The following is an 18,852-nucleotide window of genomic DNA, read 5'->3' on the forward strand; positions in this document are numbered from 1 at the left end:
GCCCAGGCTGATGAAATAGCACGTCCGGGGAGCAGACCAATGTTGAGGAAATTGTGCGTCATCGCGGCCGCTGCCGCACTCGCCGCAGCGCCGCTGCCGAGCCTCGCGCAAGGCAAGAAGGACAGCGTCGTGATGGGCATGACGCTGGAGCCGCCGGGACTCGATCCCACCAACGCGGCGGCTGCGGCGATCGCCGAAGTCACGCTCTACAACGTCTATGAGACGCTGACCAAGATCAACGAGGACGGCTCGGTGTCGCCGCTGCTCGCCGAGAGCTGGCAAGCGTCGCCCGATCTCAAGACCTACACCTTCAAGCTCCGCAAGGGCGTCAAATTCCACAACGGTGAGCCGTTCGATTCCGCGGCGGTGAAGTTCACGTTCGACCGCGCCGCGGCGCCGACCTCGACCAACAAGGACAGGAGCCTGTACCAGGCCTTCGCGTCGGTGACGGCGCCCGATCCGGAGACGATCGTCGTCGCGTTGAAGTATTCCGAGCCGAACCTGCCGTTCCTGCTCGGTCAGGCGTCGGGCTCGATCGTCGAGCCGAAGAGCGCGCCGACCGACGCGACGCAGCCGGTCGGCACCGGACCCTACACGCTCGGCAGCTGGGCCAAGGGCTCGTCGATCACGCTGGTCAGATGGCCGGATTATCGCAACGCCGCCGCGATCAAGCTCGCCAAGGTGACGATCCGCTTCATCGGCGATCCCGCCGCGCAGGTCGCCTCCTTGCTGTCGGGCGACGTCGACGCGTTTCCGCGGGTTGCGGCGGCGCGCAGCCTGGCGCAGTTCAAGGCCGATCCGCGCTTCAATGTCCTGATCGGCGGCTCGCGAACAAAAACCATCGTCGGCATCAACGAGCGCAAGAAGCCGCTCGACGACGTCCGCGTTCGCCGCGCCATCCTGGCGGCGATCGACCGCAAGGCGATGATCGACGGCGCGGTCGACGGCTTCGGCACGCCGATCGGCAGCTTCTACGCGCCGGGATCGCTCGGTTATGTCGATACCACCGGCATCAATCCCTACGATCCTGAACTCGCCAAGAAGCTGCTGGCCGAGGCCGGCGTCAAGACGCCGCTTGAACTCAGCCTGAAACTGCCGCCGCCGTCCTACGCGCGACAGGGCGGCGAGGTGCTCGCGGCCCAGCTCGCAAAGATCGGCATCATTGCCAAGATCGAGAACGTGGAATGGGCGCAGTGGCTGTCGCAGGTCTTCACCGGCCCGCACAATTACGACCTCACCATGGTCGCGCATGTCGAGCCGTTCGACCTCGTGAAGCTGACCGAGCCGGATTACTATCTCGGCTACAAGTCCGAGGCGTTCAACGCGCTCTATCAGCAGATCATGGCGACGCCTGACGAAGCCGGCCGGGCCAAGCTGCTCGGCGACGCGCAGCGCCTGCTGGCAACCGATGCGGTTGCCGGCTTCCTGTTCCAGCCGCAATTGATCACGATCGCCAGCAAGAAGCTGAAGGGCGTGTGGAAGGACGTGCCGCAGTTCGAGAATGATTTCTCGACCTGGGCTTGGGAGTAATCCGGGAGGAAGCGATCGCGCCGGTGGAGACCAATGGCCTCAGCCGGCGCCGCCCCTCGCGCGACGCCGTCGCTTGACGCTTAGTCTCATTTTGCGTGCTGCGCCTGCGAAGGCGAATGTGTCCGGCGATGCGCGAAGGCGCCGGAAGCCACCGATATTGCTCAGGTTGATGCAAGCCCGCGGTCGCAGCACTTCGGGCGCGCGACCGCATGCTGTTGCGGTTTCGCATTGAGCGCATCGGTTGTCTTTGTGAAGGACAGCGCTAACATGGAACCCGTCCATCGATACCTGTCGTTGTCTTTTTTGATCACCTATTGCAGCGCAACCAAGGGCCACCACGGTGTGCGCTCGCTACGGCGGCCAGGCCTCGAGGGGGAAGTAGCAAACATCATCCCTGATACTGCAACCAAGAAATAACGGGGGAGACTATGTACGTGAAAGGGCTTGCGGCATTCGCCGCAGCGGTCGGCGTTGGCCTGTTGTCCGGTGCTGCCATCGCACAAGAAGTCAAGCAGGAGAAGCAGTCGGTCCTGGGTAACGCCAATGTGCCTCCAGTGACCCAGGAGCAGCTCAACGCCGCCGACAAGAACGGCAAGGACTTCCTGCTCACCAACGGAAATTACGCCCAGACGCGGTTTTATCCGGGCAAGCAGATCGGCCGGGACAATGTGAAGAACCTGCACGTCGCCTGGATTTTCCAGACCGACGTCAAGGAGTCGCTCGAGACATCGCCGATCGTCGTCGACGGCGTGATGTATGTCACGACGTCGTTCAGCCATGTCTATGCGCTAGACGCCAAGACCGGCCAGCAGCTCTGGCACTATGCCCACAAGATGGGCCCGATCACCGTCTATTGCTGCGGTCCCAACAATCGCGGCGTCCAGGTGCTCGGCGACCGGGTCTATCTGGCGACGCTGGATTCCAAGCTGATGGCGCTGAACGCCAAGACCGGCGAGGTGGTCTGGACCACCAACATCGCCGATCCCGAGCTCGGCTACAGCGAGACGATGGCGCCGACCGTGGTCAAGGACAAGGTACTGATCGGCACCAATGGCGGCGAATACGGCATCCGCGGCTTCGTGCGCGCCTATGATGCCAAGACCGGCAAGCAGCTCTGGAATTTCGACACCATTCCGGAGAACTCCGTCGGCGTCTGGGCGACCAAGGACGCCACCGGCCGCGACATGCATCGCAATATCCAGGCCGAGAAGGACATGCTCGCCAAGATCGGCGATCCCTATGCCAAGCTCGGCGGCGGCGTGTGGCAGAATCCGTCGGTCGATCTGGCGACCAACCGGATCTACTTCGTCGTCGGCAATCCGTCGCCCGACCTCGATGGCTCGAACCGGCCCGGCGACAACCTCTACACCAACTCGCTGGTCTCGCTCGATCTCGATACCGGCAAGTATGTCTGCCACTTCCAGTACATCGCCCATGACGTCTGGGATCTCGACGCGGTCAGCCCGACGGTGCTGGTCAATGTCAAGGACAAGGACGGCAAGACCATTCCCGGCGTCATCCATGCCGGCAAGACCGGGCACATCTATGTGCACGATCGCAAGGACTGCAGCCTGATCCGCTTCTCCGAGGCGATGGTGCCGCAGGAGAACATGTGGGTGCTGCCGACCAAGGAAGGCGCGCGCATGCTGCCTGGCGCCAATGGCGGCGTCGAATGGTCGCCGATCGCGACCGATCCGGGACAGGAGCTGGCCTACGCCATCAACCTGCACCAGCCGATGACCTACCACGTCGAAAGCTCGGCCTATCCAAACGGCAAGCTGTGGCTGGGCGGTGCCTTCAAGGTGATCCCGAGCGAGAAGCAGTCGGGCAACATCACCGCAGTGAACTACAACACCGGCAAGATCAAATGGCAGGTCAAGACGCCCGAGCCGATGATCGGCGGCATCCTCGCCACCGCCGGCGGCCTGGTGTTCACCGGCGAAGGCAACGGCAAGTTCGCGGCCTATAATTCGTCGAGCGGCAAGGAGCTGTGGAGCTTCCGCGCCGGCGCCGGCGTCAACGCGCCGCCGTCGAGCTACATGATCGGCGGCAAGCAATACGTCGTGGTCGGCGCCGGCGGCAACACCCAGCTCGATTACAAGCGCGGCAACAACATCATCGCCTTCACACTCGACTGAGCCGGGGCGGGATGCATCATCGCGCGTGCAAGCACTGACGGCGAGGCGGGACCGGTTCGGTCCCGCCTCTGTTTTCTTCGGATGGGCCAATGTTCGGTAAATTGATGATGTGCGGCGCCGCGCTGCTGCTGATGGTGGCGCAAGCGCGCGCGGAGACGATCGAGGAGAAGGTGCAGGTCTGCACCGGTTGCCACGGCGAGGACGGCAAGCCCGTCGACAAGACCATTCCGACGATCTGGGGTCAGCAGGCCGGCTATCTCTATATCCAGCTCCGCGATTTCAAGCGCGGCGATCGCAAGAGCGACATCATGCAGCCGATCGCGACCCAGTTCGAGCGCGACGACATGCTGGCGATCGCGGAATATTTTTCGCAGAAGCCATGGCCGAATCTCGGCCAGCCCAGCGCGCCCAAGGACGTCGCCGCGAAGGCGCTCAGCGCCAGCGCTTCCGTCGGTTGCCCGGCCTGCCACCTCGATCGCTTCCAGGGCGACGGCACGGTGCCGCGGCTTGCCGGGATGGGACGGGATTACCTCGCGAAAACCATCGCCGATTTCCGCACCCGCGCCCGCGGCAACAATCCCGGCATGTCGGACCTTATGATAGCGACGTCGCCGGACGACCTCGCCGCGCTGGTGGACTATCTGGCGGGGTTGTAGCGGCGGGCAGGTTGACCCTCACGCGAGCGCAGGGCTGTCGCATATGCGTTTGGCGGTTGGGGTCGGGCGCGAGCGCCCGACCACGTTCTGCATATCTGCGCGTCAAAGCTCCGGTCGTACAGCCGGTCAGTTTGGTCGAGACCGGGACACCACGCCTGGAACGGGAAAAGCTCGGCACATCTCGATGCACTCCGACCTGAGACGCGCGAGGATCGCATCGTCTCCGTTCGCCTGCAGAGCCCCCGCAATGAACTCGCCGATACGGCGCATTTCGGAATCTCCCATGCCACGCGTGGTCGCTGCCGGTGTCCCAATTCGAATACCGCTTGGCCTGAGCGGCGGACGCGGATCGTCTGGAATAACTTGCTTGTTTGTGGTGATGGCGATGGCATCGAGCACGTCCTCGGCTGCTCGCCCGTCCAGTCCGACGGAAGCTACCGTATCGACGACCATCATGTGATTGTCCGTCCCGTCCGTGACCAGCTTCATCCCGCGTTCCATCAGCGCGCCGGCAAGAACCTTCGCGTTGCGCAGAACCTGTCGCGCGTAAACCTGGAAGTCCGAGGTCGCCGCCTTCTTGAGCGTCACGGCAATCCCGGCCACGACGTTCATGTGAGGTCCGCCCTGCAACCCGGGAAAGACGGAAGCATCGATCCGACCGGCATTCTCCTTCCGGCACAGGATGATCCCGCCGCGGGGGCCGCGCAGTGTCTTGTGGGATGTCGTCGTCATGATGTCGAAGCCGGCATCAAGCGGATTGCGCATGACGTTCGCGGCAACCAATCCGCCATAGTGGCTCACGTCAGCCATCGTGAGCGCGCCAACTTCGTCGGCGATATTCTTGAACGCCGCATAGTCCAGGTCGCGCGGATAGGAGCTGTAGCCGCACAACACCATCTTCGGACGTGCTTCACGCGCAATCGCGCGCAGCTCATCGAAATCGATCGCGCCGTTTGACGGGGCCGTCTTGTAGCGAACGAAGTTGAACAAACGCCCCATGTGGGACACCGGCGCGCCGTGGGTGAGATGACCGCCGTGGGACAGGTCCATGGCGAGAATCGTGTCGCCGGGCTGCAACAGGCCGAGATAGACGGCCTGATTCATCGGTGATCCGGAAAGCGGCTGAACGTTGGCGTGCTCGGCACGAAAAAGCGAGCAGGCCCGCTGGCGTGCGAGGTTCTCGATGCTGTCGGTATATTGCTGGCCGCCGTAGTATCTGCGTCCCGGATAGCCCTCGGAGTATTTGTTGGTGAAGACCGATCCGAGCAGCTCAAGCACCTCCGGGTAGGTGTAATTCTCGGACGGAATCAGTTCGACGCCGTCCTGTTGACGGCGCTCTTCCCCTATAAGGGCAGCAGCGATCTCTTGATCGTTGATGAACAGTTCGTTGTAAAATGACGGCATGCTCGGGCTCCTCAACACGCTGTTTTTCCAGCAGATTGGTTGCCCAGGCGATCGGCGTTGGAACCCTTCGCGCTTCCCCGTGGTCGATTCCACGTTAGCTCGCCAGTCGCGCGATAGGACGAATGAGCACGGAGACTCTTCGTAGAGGAGAATTTAGCCGACCTGCGGACCTTCCGCAACCAATGAGTCCATCGCGTCATGCTTCAGCGCGGCGTCAGCTCCTCGCGCAGCGCGGACAGGACGGTGAGATCGGCGGCGTGCTTGCCGGCCTTGTCGGCCAGCGCCGCGTCGGCGCCGTGAGCGAGCAGCGCTTTCGCGATCGCCGGGTGGTTGCCTTCGGCGGCGATCATCAGCGCCGTGCGTCCCCGCGCGTCGCGTTCGTCGACCCCGGCGCCCGCGTCCAGGAGATACGCGACAACCTCGAGCGCCTGCGCCTCCGGCACGGTCTCATCCGGCCCGGCTGCCCACATCAGCAGCGTGAGGTCATTGGCGTAGCGGGCGTTGATGTCGATATCGAGCGCGAGCAGTTGCTTGACGATGCCGATCTGGCCGCCGGCGGCCGCATACACGACCGGCGGCTTGCCAGTGTCATCGGCCTTGCGGCCGTCGGCGCCGCGGGCCAGCAGCATGCGCACCACCATGTCCCGGCCGGCATAGGCGGCGGCCGCGACCGCCGATGCGCCGCTGCGTCCGGTGAGATTGACGTCGGCGCCGCGGTCGATCAGGCGCTGCACGATCGCGACATGACCGCGCTCGGCGGCAAGATACAGCGCGGTCGATCCCGCGAGGTTGCGCGCATCGACCGGCGCGCCACGGGCCAGCAGCAGGTCGACCATGTCGAGATGGCCGGAACGGGCGGCGTGGCTCAGCGGCCTTGCGCCGAGCCGGTCGCGGGCATCGACCGAGGCGCCGCCATCGAGCAGCTCGGTGGCGAGATTGATGCAATCGGCATTGGCCGCCGCGAACAAGGTCAGCGAGATCTCGACCGCGCTGAACTGCGCCTTGTCGGTTTCGTATTTGCGGATCAACTCGCGGCAGCGTGCCGGGTCGGCCGCAGCAAAGCTGCTGTGAACGTGGCCCGCAACAAGCAGCACGGCGAGAGCGATGCGGCGAAACAATACGTGTCCTCCGTATGGTCTGCTGACAGGTCGGCCATTCCGATTGAGCGTCGCATGATCCTTGGATGCTGCCAAGCCGCGCGGCGTTGTGCCACTCTAGCCGGTCTGCCCGGTGCTCGCATTGGCAACGGCGCGCGCGACGTTGGCAATCACCTCGTTGCACTTCTCCATCGGAGCACTTGCCCCAGTCAGGTAGACCGTCACCACGATCGGCTTGCGGCCGGGCGGCCAGAACACGCCGATATCGTTATAGGTGCCGCGTTCGCCGGTGCCGGTCTTGTCGCCAACCCGCCAGTCGCGCGGCACGCCGGCGCGCAGCCTCGTGTCGCCGGTCTTGTTGGCGACCATCCAGTCCACGAGCTTCTGGCGCGAGGCGGCCTTCAGGACATCACCGATCACCACGCGCTGCAAGCTTTTCAGCATCGCAACCGGACTCGTGGTGTCGCGCAGATCTCCCGGCACGGCTTCATTCAGCGCCACCTCCCAGCGATCGAGCCGGCTGACATTATCGCCGATGGTGCGGAAGAAGCTTGTGAAGCCGGCAGGCCCGCCGATCTCGCGCAGCAGCAGGTTGGCGGCGGTATTGTCGCTGAGAGTGATGGCGGCCTCGCAGAGTTCGGACAGCGTCATGCTCGATCCGACGTGTTGCTTGGCCACCGGCGCGTAGGCCAAGATATCCTTGGCCTCAACCTGCACGCGCTGGTCGAGGCTGGATTCGCCGCGGTCGACCCGGTGCAGCACCGCGGCAGAAGCCAGCGCCTTGAAGGTGCTGCACATCGGGAACCGCTCGTCACCGCGCCGGCTCGCGCGCAATCCGGTCTCCATGTCGAGCGCGGCGACGCCGAGCCGGCCGCTGGTCGCGAGCTCGATGCGTGCAAACTCCTCCTGCAGCCGTTTTGCCGGTCCGCCTGGTCCCGCCGCTGCGCTCTGTCCGGCCGCTGCGCCTGACCGCGGCAAAGTGCAGGAAACTGCAAGGCCCAGCGCGCGCAATCCAAATGTCCGTCTCGTCAGCATCTCTCGTCTCCGTTGGCGGCGCGAACCTGCCGGGCGGCGTGACGGAGCACAAACAATCATTTATACAACGAGGCATGAGGAAAACTTGGTCATGACGCCGTGCGCCGGCACCTCCCGCTGAACGCGTTGCGCGCCTTCGAGGCCTCTGCGCGGCTATTGAGCTTCACCCGCGCAGGCCTGGAGCTGCGCGTGACGCAGACCGCGATCAGCCACCAGGTCAAGCAGCTCGAGGATCTCCTGGGCGCGAGCCTGTTCCGCCGCCTGCCGCGCGGGCTGGTGCTCACCGACGAGGGGCTGGCGCTGCTGCCGGTGCTGTCAGACGCGCTCGACCGGATCGGTGCGGCGATCGACCGCATCGAGGCCAAGGGCACGCGCGAGGTCGTCACCGTCGGCTGCGTCACGACGTTTGCGACCGGATGGCTGCTGCAGCGGGTCGACCGGTTCAAGCGCGCGCATCCCTATATCGACCTGCGCCTGCTCACCAACAACAACCGCGTCGACATCGCGGGCGACGGGCTCGATCTTGCGCTGCGCTTCGGCGACGGCTCCTGGCACGGCACCGAGGCGATCCACCTGCTGTCCGCGCCGCTCTCGCCGGTGTGCTGCGCCGATGTGGCGAGCCGGCTGCGCAAGCCGTCGGATCTCGCGCAGGAATTCTTGCTGCGCTCCTACCGCGCCGAGGAATGGCCGCTGTGGTTTGCGGTGGCCGGCGCGCCGTGCCCGAAAATCCAGGGACCGATCTTCGACAGTTCGGTGGCGATGGCCGAGGCCGCGGCGCGCGGCGTCGGCGTCGGGCTGGTGCCGACTGCGATGTTTGGCAATGAGCTGGCCTCCGGCCGGCTGGTGCGGCCATTCGCGGCCGAAGTGCCGGCGGGGTCCTATTGGCTGACCTGGCTGAAGTCGCGCGAGGTGACGCCAGGCATGCGCGCCTTCCGCGACTGGCTGCTCGACACGCTGCGGACGGAGGCAAATGAGAGCGAGGAGGTGAGCGGCGCGCCGCAGGTGCCTGCCGCACGGCCCAAGCCGAAAGCCAAAGCGAAGGCCAAAGCGCAGGTCAAGACAAAGGCTGTGAAGAAGCGGCGGTGAGCAAGGGCTTTTGCCCCGTCATCCTGAGGTGCGAGCGGAGCGAGCCTCGAAGGATGCACGGCCCCGGTCGGGCCGTCGACCCTTCGAGGGCCGCTGAAGAAGCGGCCGCCTCAGGGTGACGGTGAGGGAGTGGGGAGCGTCGGCAGTTCGGCAGCCGCCTGCGTGCAGCCCTACGCCAGATGGCACGCCACAGAATGCCCATTGCTGCCTTGCCGCAGCTCGGGCGCGGTTTGCCGGCAGCGCTCTTCGGCGATCGGGCAGCGGGTGTGGAAGTGGCAGCCCTTCGGCGGATTCATCGGGCTCGGCACGTCGCCCTTGAGGCGGATGCGCAGTTTTTTCGCCTTGGGATCCGCCACCGGCACGGCCGAGAGCAGCGCCTTGGTGTAGGGATGCTGCGGATTTCGGTAGAGATCGCTGGCCTTGGCGAGCTCGACGATGCGGCCGAGATACATCACCGCGACGCGGTCGGAGATGTGTTCGACGACAGACAGATCGTGGGCGACGAACAGGTAGGTTAGGTTCAGCTCGGCCTGCAGATCTTCGAGCAGGTTGATGACCTGGGCCTGGATCGAGACGTCGAGCGCCGAGACCGGCTCGTCGCACACGATCAGCTTCGGCTCCAAGGTCAGTGCGCGGGCGATCGCGATGCGCTGGCGTTGGCCGCCGGAGAATTCATGCGGATAGCGCCGCATGTGCTCGGCCTTCAGCCCGACCTTGACCAGCAGGCGCGCGACGCGGTCCTCGCGCTCGCTGGCCGAGGTCACGAGGTTATGGATGATGAAGGGTTCGGCGAGGATTGCGCCGACCGTCATGCGCGGATTGAGCGAGGCGAACGGGTCCTGGAAGACGAGCTGCATGTTGCGCCGCATGGCGCGCAGGTCGCTGCCGCCAAGCCCGATCACGTTTTGGCCGTCAAACACGACTTCACCCGAGGTCGGCTCGATCAGCCGCAGCACGCAGCGGCCGGTGGTCGACTTGCCGCAACCGGATTCGCCGACCAGTCCCAGCGTCTCGCCGCGGTTGACCGCAAACGACACGCCATCGACCGCATAGACCTGGCCGACCTCGCGCGACAAGAGGCCGCCGAGCACCGGAAAGTGCTTCTTCAGATTGCTGACGCGCAGCAGCGGTTCGCTCATGACGCGTCTCCGAGGTGGCAGGCCATGCGATGGCCGGGCGCGATCTCGCGCAGCCGCGGCTCCTGCTCGGTGCAGATGCTCATGGCGTGTTTGCAGCGGGAAGCAAACCGGCAGCCAGGCGGCGGGTTGATCAGGATCGGCACCGAGCCGCCGATCGCTTCCAGCCGGGTCTTGTGCTCGGCGTCGAGATCGATGCGCGGGATCGAACGGATCAGGCCCTGGGTGTAGGGATGGCTCGGATTGCCGAACAGTTCGTCGACCGGCGCTTCCTCCACCACCTTGCCGGCATACATCACGACGACGCGCTGCGCGGTCTCCGCGACCACGCCCATCGCGTGGGTGATCAGCATCACCGCCATGCCGAGGCGCTCCTTCATGTCCTGCAGCAGGTCGAGGATCTGCGCCTGGATGGTGACGTCGAGCGCGGTGGTCGGCTCGTCCGCGATCACGAGCTTGGGCCGGCAGGCCAGCGCCATCGCGATCATCACGCGCTGGCGCATGCCGCCGGAGAACTGGTGCGGATAGTGATGCACGCGGCCTGCGGCATTTGGGATCTGCACGAGCTGCAGCATCTCGATGGTGCGCTCGAGCGCCTGCTTCCTGGTCACCGCCTCGTGCCGGCGCAGGCTCTCGGCGATCTGCTCGCCGATGGTCAGCACCGGGTTGAGCGAGGTCATCGGCTCCTGGAAGATGAAGCCGATCTCCTTGGCCCTGATCTCGTCGAGCTGATGGCTGGTCAGCGGCGCCAGATCGCGGCCCTCGAACATGATCTCGCCGGCGACGATCTTGCCCGGCGGCATCGCGATCAGCTTCAGGATCGACATCGCGGTGACGGTCTTGCCGCAGCCGGATTCGCCGACCACGCAGAGCGTCTCGCCGCGGTTGATGCTGATGTCGACGCCGTCGACCGCCTGGACGATGCCGTCGTCGGTGGTGAAATGGGTTTTCAGGCCCTTGATGTCGAGCAGCGCCATCAGATCACCTTGCGCGCGTCGAGCGCGTCGCGCAGCCCGTCGCCGATGAAGTTGATGGCGACGACCGCGATGAAGATCGCGCCGCCCGGAAACAGCGCCCAGTGCGGGCCGATATCGAGAAAGTCCTTGGCGTCATAGAGGATGCGGCCCCAGGTCGGCGTATCAGGCGGGAAGCCAAGGCCGAGGAACGACAGCGTCGATTCGGCGATGATCGCGGCGGCGACATCGATCGTGCCGGCGATGATCACGGGTCCCAGCGCATTGGGCAGGATGTGGCGCACCACCTGCCGCGTCGGGCTCGCGCCGAGCGCGCGCGCGGCCTCGACGAATTCCTTTTCGCGCAGCGACAGGAATTGGGCTCGCACCAGGCGGGCGACCGGCATCCAGCGCAGGCCGCCGATCACAAGCACGATCAGGATGAAGATGCCGCCCTCGGGGCCGAACATGGCCTTGAGCCCGTCGCGGAACAGATAGATCAGCATCAAGAGCAGCGGCAGTTGCGGCAACGACAGGAACAGGTCGGTCAGCCACATCAGCGCGTAGCCGAGCGGGCCGCGCGACATGCCGGCGAGCGCGCCGATCAGCGTGCCGACGAACACCGAGACCAGCATCGCGGCGAGGCCGACCGCGAGCGAGATGCGGCCGCCATAGATCATGCGGGCAAGCAGGTCCTGGCCGAGATCGTCGGTGCCGAACGGATGCGCCAGTGAGGGGCCCTGCATGCCTGCCACCACGTCGATGTCGCTGATCGAGACGCGCCAGATGAACGGGCCGATCACGACGGCCGCGATCAGCAGCAGCAGCAGCACGGCGCTGACCACGGCAGGCCGGTGCCGGCGGTAGCGCCGCCAGGTTTCGCGCCAGGGCGAGTAGCCGCGCCGCTCAGCGGAAGGAGATGCGAGGGTCAAGCCAGCCATAGAGGACATCTGCAATCAGGTTGAAGAGCACCACGAGACACGCGAACACGAAGGTCACGGCCATCACGACCGGCGTATCGTTGGCGAGGATGGAGGAGATCAGGAGCGAGCCGATGCCGGGAATCCGGAAGATCTGCTCGGTGACGATGGCACCGCCGAACACGGCAGGCATCTGGAGCGCGATGAGCGTGACCACCGGGATCATCGCATTGCGCATCACATGCTTGACGATCACCTTGGCCTGCCCGAGCCCCTTGGCGCGGGCGGTGGTGACATAGTCGAGTCGGATCACGTCGAGCATCGCAGAGCGCACGAAGCGGGTCATCGACGCCGCCTGGAACAGGGCGAGTACCATCACCGGCATGATGGCCTGCCGGATCATCTCCAGCAGCCAGGGGATGCCGCTGCCGGGCACGTCGGTGTAGACGAAGGGCAGCCAGTCCAGCTTCACCGAGAACACCAGGATGAACAGGATGCCGGTGAAGAAGGTCGGCAGCGAGAAGCCGATGAAGGCGAAAGTGTTGGCGAGCTGGTCGAACAGCGAATAAGGCCGGGTGGCGGCGTAGACGCCGACCGGGATCGCGATCAGCAGCGCCAAGAGCTGCGCCGAGCCAATCACGTACAGCGTGGTCGGCAGCCGCTGCAGGATCAGCGTGTCGACATTGATCCGGCTGACAAAGGAGAAGCCCCAGTCGCCCTGCGCCATCGCCGATAGCCAGTGCAGGTAGCGCAGATAGATCGGGTCGTCGAGGCCGAACTTGGCGCGCAGCGCGGCCTGCACCTCGGGCGGCACGTTCGGATTGGTCGCGAGCTCGCTGAACGGATCGCCCGGCGCGAGCGCCAGCACGACGAACAGCACGAGCGAGATCCCGAGCAAGCTCGGGATCGCGATCATCAGACGGCGCAGGATATACTGACTCATCGGGAGATCATCTGACTAACGCTTGCACCTTGAGAGCACGTTGATTTTGCTTCCAATCGAAAGGCGACCTTCACCTCACCCCGCGTGCGGGGAGAGGTCGGAATTCAAGCGCAGCTTGAATTCCGGGTGAGGGGCACTCTCCACGAACTCACCTTCCAATGCATTTGCGGATAGAGCCCCTCACCCCAACCCTCTCCCGATAAGAACGGGGAGAGGGAGGAGCAATTCCCGAGCCCGTGACGTCTCAGGTTTCACGATACCAGTCTTGCAGATTGTCCGTCTGGTTGGCCCAGCCGGACAGCGCGGGCCGCAGCGTGTTGGAGCAGGCTTCGACCGCGAGGCGATGCATCACGGGGATCATCACCGTGTCCTGCCACATCAAATCATTGCCCTTGATATAGAGGTCTGCCCGCTTGAGCGGATCGGTCTCGATCTCCGCCGCGTCGATCGCGGCGTCGAAATCCTTGTTGACCCAACGCGGGAAGTTCGGACCCTGCCACTTGTTCTCCTTGGTGGCCACGTTGCGCGAATGATAGCGGCGCATGTGCAGTGCGGGATCGGGTTGGGTCATCGGGATCTGGAACATCTCGATGTCCGCATAGAAGTGGGAATAGGTGTCGGGGTTGGCGACGTCGGAGGAGAAGAACACCGACGCCACCACCGATTTCAGCTCGACGTCGATGCCGGCTTTCTGGCAGGCCTGCTTGACGATCGCCTGGGTCTTCTGGCGCGGGCCGTTGATCGAGGTCTGGTACAGGAACTTCAGCTTCTTGCCGTCCTTCTCGCGGACGCCGTCCGAGCCGACTTTCCAGCCGGCCTCCTCGAGCAGCGCGCTCGCCTTCTCGACCGAGAACTCCCATTTGGTGTTCTTGGAGACGAACTCCTCGGGGCCGTTGAGATAGTTGGCGGTGGCGCGGCCGGCGCGGCCGTAGATCACCTTCTTGATGGATTCGCGGTCGACCAGCAGCGCCAGCGCCTTGCGCACGCGCGGGTCGGACAGGATCGGATGCTTGGTCTTGATCGACGAGCGCTCGCCGTCGACCTCGGTGTTCGGGTCGGTGAAGTTGACCGCGATGAACTCGATGTCGCCGCCGACCGCGAACAGCGACTTGCCCTTGCCGCCCTTTTCCAGGCGCAGCAGCACCTCGTCTTCGACCTGGATGTTCCAGGCGAAGTCATATTCGCCGGTCTGGATCACCGCCCGCGCCGCCGAGACGGCATCGCCGCCGCCCTTCATCTCGATCGTGTCGAAGGATGGCCGGTTGGCCATGTGGTAGTCGGGGTTGATCTCGCCGCGGATCAGATCGCCCGGTTTGAATTCGACGAATTTGTAGGGGCCAGTGCCGACCGGCTTCAGATTGTTCGGCGCTTCGCGGGATTTGCCGCCTTTGTACTCCGCGAACAGATGCTTCGGAATGATGCAGCCGTAAGCGCCGACAAAGGCGTTGGCCCAGAACGGTGTCGGCTTCTTGAAATTGATACGGACCGTGAGGTCGTCGACCTTTTCGACGGTGAGGCCGCTATAGGTCTCAATCGATACGGCCGCGGTCGCGGGATCGCTGGCATATTCCCAGTTGAACACGAGATCGTCGGCGGTCACCGGCTTGCCGTCGTGCCATTTGACGCCGGGTTTGAGTTTCCAGACCACCGATTTGGCATCGGCGGCGAGTCCGCCGTTTTGGATCGAGGGGATCTCGGCGGCGAGGATCGGGTTGAGATGGCCGTCGACGTCCCAGCTGGCCAGCGGCTCGTAGAAGATGCGCGAGCCGTCCTGGTCCTTGGTGCCGGTGGCGAAATGCGGATTGAGCAGGGTCGGGCCCTGCCACCACAACAGCTTCAGCGGACCGCCGCCGCCGCGTTTGGTCGGCTTGTAGGGGTTGGGGCTCTGCGCCATTGCGACGCCGCCGATCGCCAGAATCTGGTTCGCCAACGGTGCGGTGAGGCCGACGGCAATCATTCGCTTGACGAAGGCGCGGCGGTCCATCCGTCCGTCCCTTACGTCGTCGATCATCCCGCGCAGATTGTTGTCGAACATTGTCCCCTCGGTCCGGCTCACGTGTGATTGCGGCGGGCCTTGGAACCGGCCGCCGTGCTGGCGGCAGATGGCACACCGAATGACCGCGCAGGTCAACGCCTCCCGAGGTTCAGCGACTAGATCTTTTGGCTATCGCTTGTGCAGAACCGCTCCGCGCCGCACATCGGTTCGGCATTTCGGCGCCAAAGCGCGCCTGCGCACGCCTCGCAGTGCGGAAAATTTGTTCGTTATCCTTTGTTCCGAGATGCTTTTTTGTCACGCGCGCGCGTTTTCGAGCGGAGCGGACGCCGGTTCGCGTGGCGAAAGCGCGTCAAAGCAAAAATGCAGAGCCCTCGCTCCACTCCAATCGGATCAGAATAGGCGCTGGCCGGGCCGCGCATCGACGCGCAGGCCCGGCCGCAGATGCGGCGCTCAGGCGACCGACATGTCCAACGGCGGTGCAACATTCGCCGGCAGCGGACTGACATAGGGCGTTCGGGTGGTCCGCTTCTTGAGGTCGGCCTTGGCGGCCGCGATCAGCTCCGGCTCCATCAGCGCCTTGACGCCGAGGCCGGCCATCGCCTTGGCGGCCTGCACCATCGCCTTGTGCGCGGCCGGCGTCTTGCCCTGCGCCACAACCTGCCAGGTGTGGAACGGCGTGCCGATTGCAACCGTCGGTGCATGGACCTGCACCGTCGGCACCACCCAGCTGACGTCACCGACATCGGTCGAGCCGATCAGCGGATTGCGCTTGGCGTCGATCGGCACCAGGAAATCGGCCAGCGGCCGGTCGGTCGGATCCATGCCGATCGCGTAGTAGACCGAGGCGATGTCCTTGTCGGTCAGGGTCGCGCGGATCTTGCCGGCGAAATCCTTGTCGGCATCGTCGAAATGCGGCGGGCCGAGATCTTCCATGATCCGGTGCAGCGTCTGCTCCAGCGGGGTGTTGGGCAGGATGTTGGAGACCGCGGAGATGATCTTCATCTCCATCTTGGTCTCGGTCATCAGGGCTGCGCCCTGCGCGATCTTGTGCACGCGCTCGACCAGCTCGTTCATGCCGGGCAGGTCGCGGGCGCGGATCGAGTAGCGCACGCGGGCATGGGCCTGCACCACATTGGGCGCAATGCCGCCGGTGTCGAGCAGCGCGTAATGCACGCGGGCATCGCTCGGCATGTGCTCGCGCATGTAATTGACACCGACATTCATCAATTCCACCGCATCGAGCGCGCTGCGGCCGAGGTGCGGCGAGGCCGCCGCATGCGAGGTCCGGCCGGTGAAGATGAAATCGGCGCGGGTGTTGGCGAGCGACGGCGTCACCGCCACCTCCCAGAAGCTGTGCGGATGCCAGGTGATGGCGATGTCGGCGTCCTCGAACGCGCCACACCGCACCATGAAGGCCTTTGCCGCGCCGCCTTCCTCGGCGGGACAGCCGTAGTAGCGCACCCGGCCCGGCACCTTGTTGGCAGCAAGCCAGTCCTTCACCGCGGTCGCCGCGAGCAGCGCGGAGGAGCCGAGCAGATTGTGACCGCAGCCGTGGCCGTGGCCGCCGCTCTCGACCGGACGAGGTTCGGCAACGCCGGCCTCCTGGCTGAGGCCGGGCAGGGCATCATATTCGCCGAGGAAAGCGATGACCGGGCCGCCCTCGCCCCATTCGCCCATCACCGCGGTCGGAATGTCGGCGAGGTTCTCGGTGATGCGAAAACCCTGGTGGCGCAGTTCGGCCAGATGTTCGGCGGATGAGCGCGCCTCGGTGTAGCAGACCTCGGGCATCGCCCAGACCCGGTCGCTCAATTCGATGAAACGCGGCTTGATCGTGTCGACGCCGCGCCAAACATCATTACGGTTGTCCATTTGCTTCGGTTCCTTGGCTCGCTGGAGCATGATCAGGAAAAGTGTGAAGCGGTTTTCCGAAAAGATCATGCCCAAACAATGAGCCAAAGTGCGATGACGATTCATCGCGCTTTGGCCAATCTGAAGCGCAAAAGGCTAGCAGCTTGGCGCGCCGCCGCCTAGCTTGTGCCGGCAGACCAGCTTTTCCGCAGCGTCACGTCTTGGTGTGTCCGGTCGCAGAAGCGCTGGCCGGCCACGATCTTGCGCGCAAGTGTCTGTCTTGAGCGATCGGCCTGCCTTCCTCTATGATGTGGCTCGCGAGGACGTGGTCCGACCATGCATGATGCAATTCCGTCTCTGTTGCCGAGAAATTCGGGCCACCAGTTCGTGATCTATGCCGACGCCTGCTCGGGGGTAGCAGGTGCGCTGCATGAGCGTACCTTCGCGTCGGTGAACAACGTGGTTCGCCGGCTGCACCCTGCGCCCGAATTCATTCTCTTCCCCGGCGACGAGATCATCGGCCTCACCGCCGATGCCGACGCGTTGCGGGCGCAGTGGCGGCATTGGCTCGACACCGAAATGGGCTGGCTCGATCGGCGCGCGGTGCCGCTGTGGCACACGACCGGCAACCACACCACCTATGACGAGATGAGCGAGGCGGTGTTTCGCGAGGTCCTCAAGCTGCCACGCAATGGTCCGCCGGGTCAGGAGGGCCTGTCCTATTGGGTCCGCCGCGACGATCTCCTGATGGTGTTCGTGCACACGCTGTGGAGCGGGCTGGGCGGCGAGGGGCATGTCGAGACCGACTGGCTGCAAGCGGTGCTCGAACAGCACAGGGATGCCCGGCACAAGCTGGTGCTGGGTCATCATCCCGTGTACCCCATCAACGGCTTCAGCGGCAGCTATCAGCGCGAGATCGGCCACGAATACAGCGCGCGCTTCTGGGAGATCCTGGTCGGCGCCGGCGTGACCGCCTATCTGTGCAGCCACATTCTCGCATTCGATGTTCAGGTCCATCGCGGCGTGCTGCAGATCTGCACGGCGGGGGCGGGCACCGCACACCGGATGCCCGAAGGCGTCGAGTATCTGCATTGCGTGCAGGCGGCGCTCGATCGGGATGGTCTTCGCTATCAGGTGCTCGACACCGAAGGCGCCGTGCGCGAGCAGCTCGCATGGCCGTTGCCATCTCTCGACCGCGCCGCGTGGTCGCCATTGCCGCACGGGACCAGCTCCGCGCCATTGTCCGGAATGCCGGCGCCCGCGACGGTAGTCGCCCTGAAATTATCGGGCCGCACCGCCGCGGCAAGCGCCGCGCCGCAAACGCTGCTGTGCACGCCTGTGCCGGACATGATCGCACCGCTCTGGCTCGGCCTGCGCGGGCCGAACCAGACGCTCACCCTGATCCTCGGGCGCGAGCCCGGGCGTAGTCCGCATTACTGGGTCGGTCCCGATCTCGGCGATGAGCGGGATTTCGACCTCGACATCGCCTTCTATCCGGACATGGGACCGGGCGGCGTGCTGTGGCGACGCAGCGGTGACATCAGCTGGACGTCGTTCGCGGCGATATCGGCGACGGGGCTCGAGCGGTTCTCGTGGCCCGCGCTCTGGAGCGTCGGGTGCGGACAGCATGGACCGGACGACAGGCGATATGCCGGACCACGGCTCGACGTCGCTGCGGCCGTGTTCGCTTTGTCATGAGCCAAAGTCGGCGGCGCCCGCCCGGCCGAGAAGCGGGGCCAGGACGCAGGTGGCCTAGTCAGGCTTCTTCGGCTTGTCGCGTTCCGCGCTTTTCAATTCGCGATCGATCAGCGTGCAGACCCGCCGCTGCGCCAGCAGGCCGAGCCGCGCGCGTGTGGTACCCTGCCTGATCTTGCCGTTGATTTCGAATGACCAGCTCCAGAGGTCGGGTTCGATGTTGGTGAGCGTGTATTGAATGTCCCGATGACGATCGATCAGCTTCTTCATGCCGTTTCTTTTTGTTGGCTGAAGATTGCATAACCAGATCGAGGAGGCGTCTGTATCCGGACGACTACCTACGCAATTGGTCTAAGTGTCCGCATCACGGAATTTTCGCAATCACTGAGTTGGGGGTCGTTGTCCAGTGGTTGCG

At 64.8% G+C, this 18,852-nt stretch carries 15 protein-coding genes and 1 riboswitch; of the genes, 5 read left to right on the forward strand and 10 right to left on the reverse strand.

The genetic code is table 11. From position 1 onward, the window contains the following. Nucleotides 1–39 precede the first annotated feature (39 nt). The 3 genes from JQ573_RS35200 to JQ573_RS35210 all read left to right on the forward strand — a co-directional run bounded on the left by JQ573_RS35200 (nt 40) and on the right by JQ573_RS35210 (nt 4,324). Nucleotides 40–1,530 carry an ABC transporter substrate-binding protein gene (locus tag JQ573_RS35200; RefSeq protein WP_212319384.1) on the forward strand — a complete coding sequence of 497 codons (1,491 nt, stop codon included), beginning with the start codon at nt 40–42 and terminating at the stop codon, nt 1,528–1,530. Nucleotides 1,531–1,958: 428 nt separating this feature from the next. Further along, the gene (locus tag JQ573_RS35205) at nt 1,959–3,668 is read left to right on the forward strand and encodes a PQQ-binding-like beta-propeller repeat protein (RefSeq protein ID WP_212319386.1); all 1,710 of its coding nucleotides are present in this window, start codon (nt 1,959–1,961) and stop codon (nt 3,666–3,668) included. 89 nt (nt 3,669–3,757) lie between these two features. Continuing rightward, nucleotides 3,758–4,324 (forward strand): c-type cytochrome, encoded by a 567-nt coding sequence (locus JQ573_RS35210; RefSeq protein WP_249132669.1) that lies wholly within the window; start codon nt 3,758–3,760, stop codon nt 4,322–4,324. 126 nt (nt 4,325–4,450) lie between these two features. Here JQ573_RS35210 and glyA read toward each other — a convergent pair whose 3' ends face one another. From glyA to bla, 3 genes are all read right to left on the reverse strand, one after another. Beyond that, nucleotides 4,451–5,728 carry a serine hydroxymethyltransferase gene (gene glyA / locus JQ573_RS35215; protein WP_212319388.1) on the reverse strand — a complete coding sequence of 426 codons (1,278 nt, stop codon included), beginning with the start codon at nt 5,726–5,728 and terminating at the stop codon, nt 4,451–4,453. 34 nt (nt 5,729–5,762) lie between these two features. Next, nucleotides 5,763–5,848, reverse strand: a riboswitch (ZMP/ZTP riboswitch). An 83-nt stretch (nt 5,849–5,931) separates the two neighbouring features. Beyond that, nucleotides 5,932–6,846 carry an ankyrin repeat domain-containing protein gene (locus JQ573_RS35220; protein ID WP_212319390.1) on the reverse strand — a complete coding sequence of 305 codons (915 nt, stop codon included), beginning with the start codon at nt 6,844–6,846 and terminating at the stop codon, nt 5,932–5,934. Between the two features lie 96 nt (nt 6,847–6,942). Next, nucleotides 6,943–7,860, reverse strand: a complete 918-nt coding sequence (gene bla, locus JQ573_RS35225; RefSeq protein ID WP_249132670.1) for a class A beta-lactamase — start codon at nt 7,858–7,860, stop codon at nt 6,943–6,945. Between the two features lie 99 nt (nt 7,861–7,959). Here bla and JQ573_RS35230 point away from each other — a divergent pair, with 99 nt between their 5' ends. Continuing rightward, a complete protein-coding gene (locus tag JQ573_RS35230; protein ID WP_212319392.1) occupies nt 7,960–8,946 on the forward strand; it encodes a LysR family transcriptional regulator in 987 nt (328 codons plus the stop codon). 170 nt (nt 8,947–9,116) lie between these two features. Here JQ573_RS35230 and JQ573_RS35235 read toward each other — a convergent pair whose 3' ends face one another. The 6 genes from JQ573_RS35235 to JQ573_RS35260 all read right to left on the reverse strand — a co-directional run bounded on the left by JQ573_RS35235 (nt 9,117) and on the right by JQ573_RS35260 (nt 16,763). After that, on the reverse strand, nt 9,117–10,085 hold the full coding sequence (locus JQ573_RS35235) for an ABC transporter ATP-binding protein (RefSeq protein WP_212319394.1): 969 nt from the start codon (nt 10,083–10,085) through the stop codon (nt 9,117–9,119). Then, on the reverse strand, nt 10,082–11,062 hold the full coding sequence (locus tag JQ573_RS35240) for an ABC transporter ATP-binding protein (protein ID WP_092116610.1): 981 nt from the start codon (nt 11,060–11,062) through the stop codon (nt 10,082–10,084). Before JQ573_RS35240 ends, JQ573_RS35235 begins: the two co-directional genes overlap by 4 nt. Beyond that, a complete protein-coding gene (locus tag JQ573_RS35245; RefSeq protein WP_212319396.1) occupies nt 11,059–11,976 on the reverse strand; it encodes an ABC transporter permease in 918 nt (305 codons plus the stop codon). Before JQ573_RS35245 ends, JQ573_RS35240 begins: the two co-directional genes overlap by 4 nt. Further along, entirely contained in the window at nt 11,942–12,898 is a 957-nt protein-coding gene (locus tag JQ573_RS35250) for an ABC transporter permease (RefSeq protein WP_212319398.1), read from the reverse strand. The genes JQ573_RS35245 and JQ573_RS35250 overlap by 35 nt, the downstream gene beginning before the upstream one ends. Nucleotides 12,899–13,142: 244 nt before the next feature. Then, nucleotides 13,143–14,933, reverse strand: a complete 1,791-nt coding sequence (locus JQ573_RS35255; RefSeq protein ID WP_212319400.1) for a peptide ABC transporter substrate-binding protein — start codon at nt 14,931–14,933, stop codon at nt 13,143–13,145. Between the two features lie 411 nt (nt 14,934–15,344). Further along, nucleotides 15,345–16,763: a M20 family metallopeptidase gene (locus JQ573_RS35260; protein ID WP_212319402.1), complete on the reverse strand. Its 1,419-nt coding sequence runs from the start codon at nt 16,761–16,763 to the stop codon at nt 15,345–15,347. A 315-nt stretch (nt 16,764–17,078) separates the two neighbouring features. Here JQ573_RS35260 and JQ573_RS35265 point away from each other — a divergent pair, with 315 nt between their 5' ends. Continuing rightward, complete coding sequence (locus JQ573_RS35265) at nt 17,079–18,440, forward strand: metallophosphoesterase (RefSeq protein WP_212319404.1); 1,362 nt, start codon at nt 17,079–17,081, stop codon at nt 18,438–18,440. Nucleotides 18,441–18,494: 54 nt separating this feature from the next. Here the strand turns inward: JQ573_RS35265 and JQ573_RS35270 are convergent, their stop codons facing one another. Next, nucleotides 18,495–18,707, reverse strand: a complete 213-nt coding sequence (locus tag JQ573_RS35270) for a hypothetical protein (RefSeq protein WP_212319406.1) — start codon at nt 18,705–18,707, stop codon at nt 18,495–18,497. Nucleotides 18,708–18,852 lie beyond the last annotated feature (145 nt).

The sequence above is a fragment of the Bradyrhizobium sp. AUGA SZCCT0105 genome (genome assembly GCF_018129565.1).
In the GTDB taxonomy this organism is placed as follows: Bacteria; Pseudomonadota; Alphaproteobacteria; order Rhizobiales; family Xanthobacteraceae; genus Bradyrhizobium.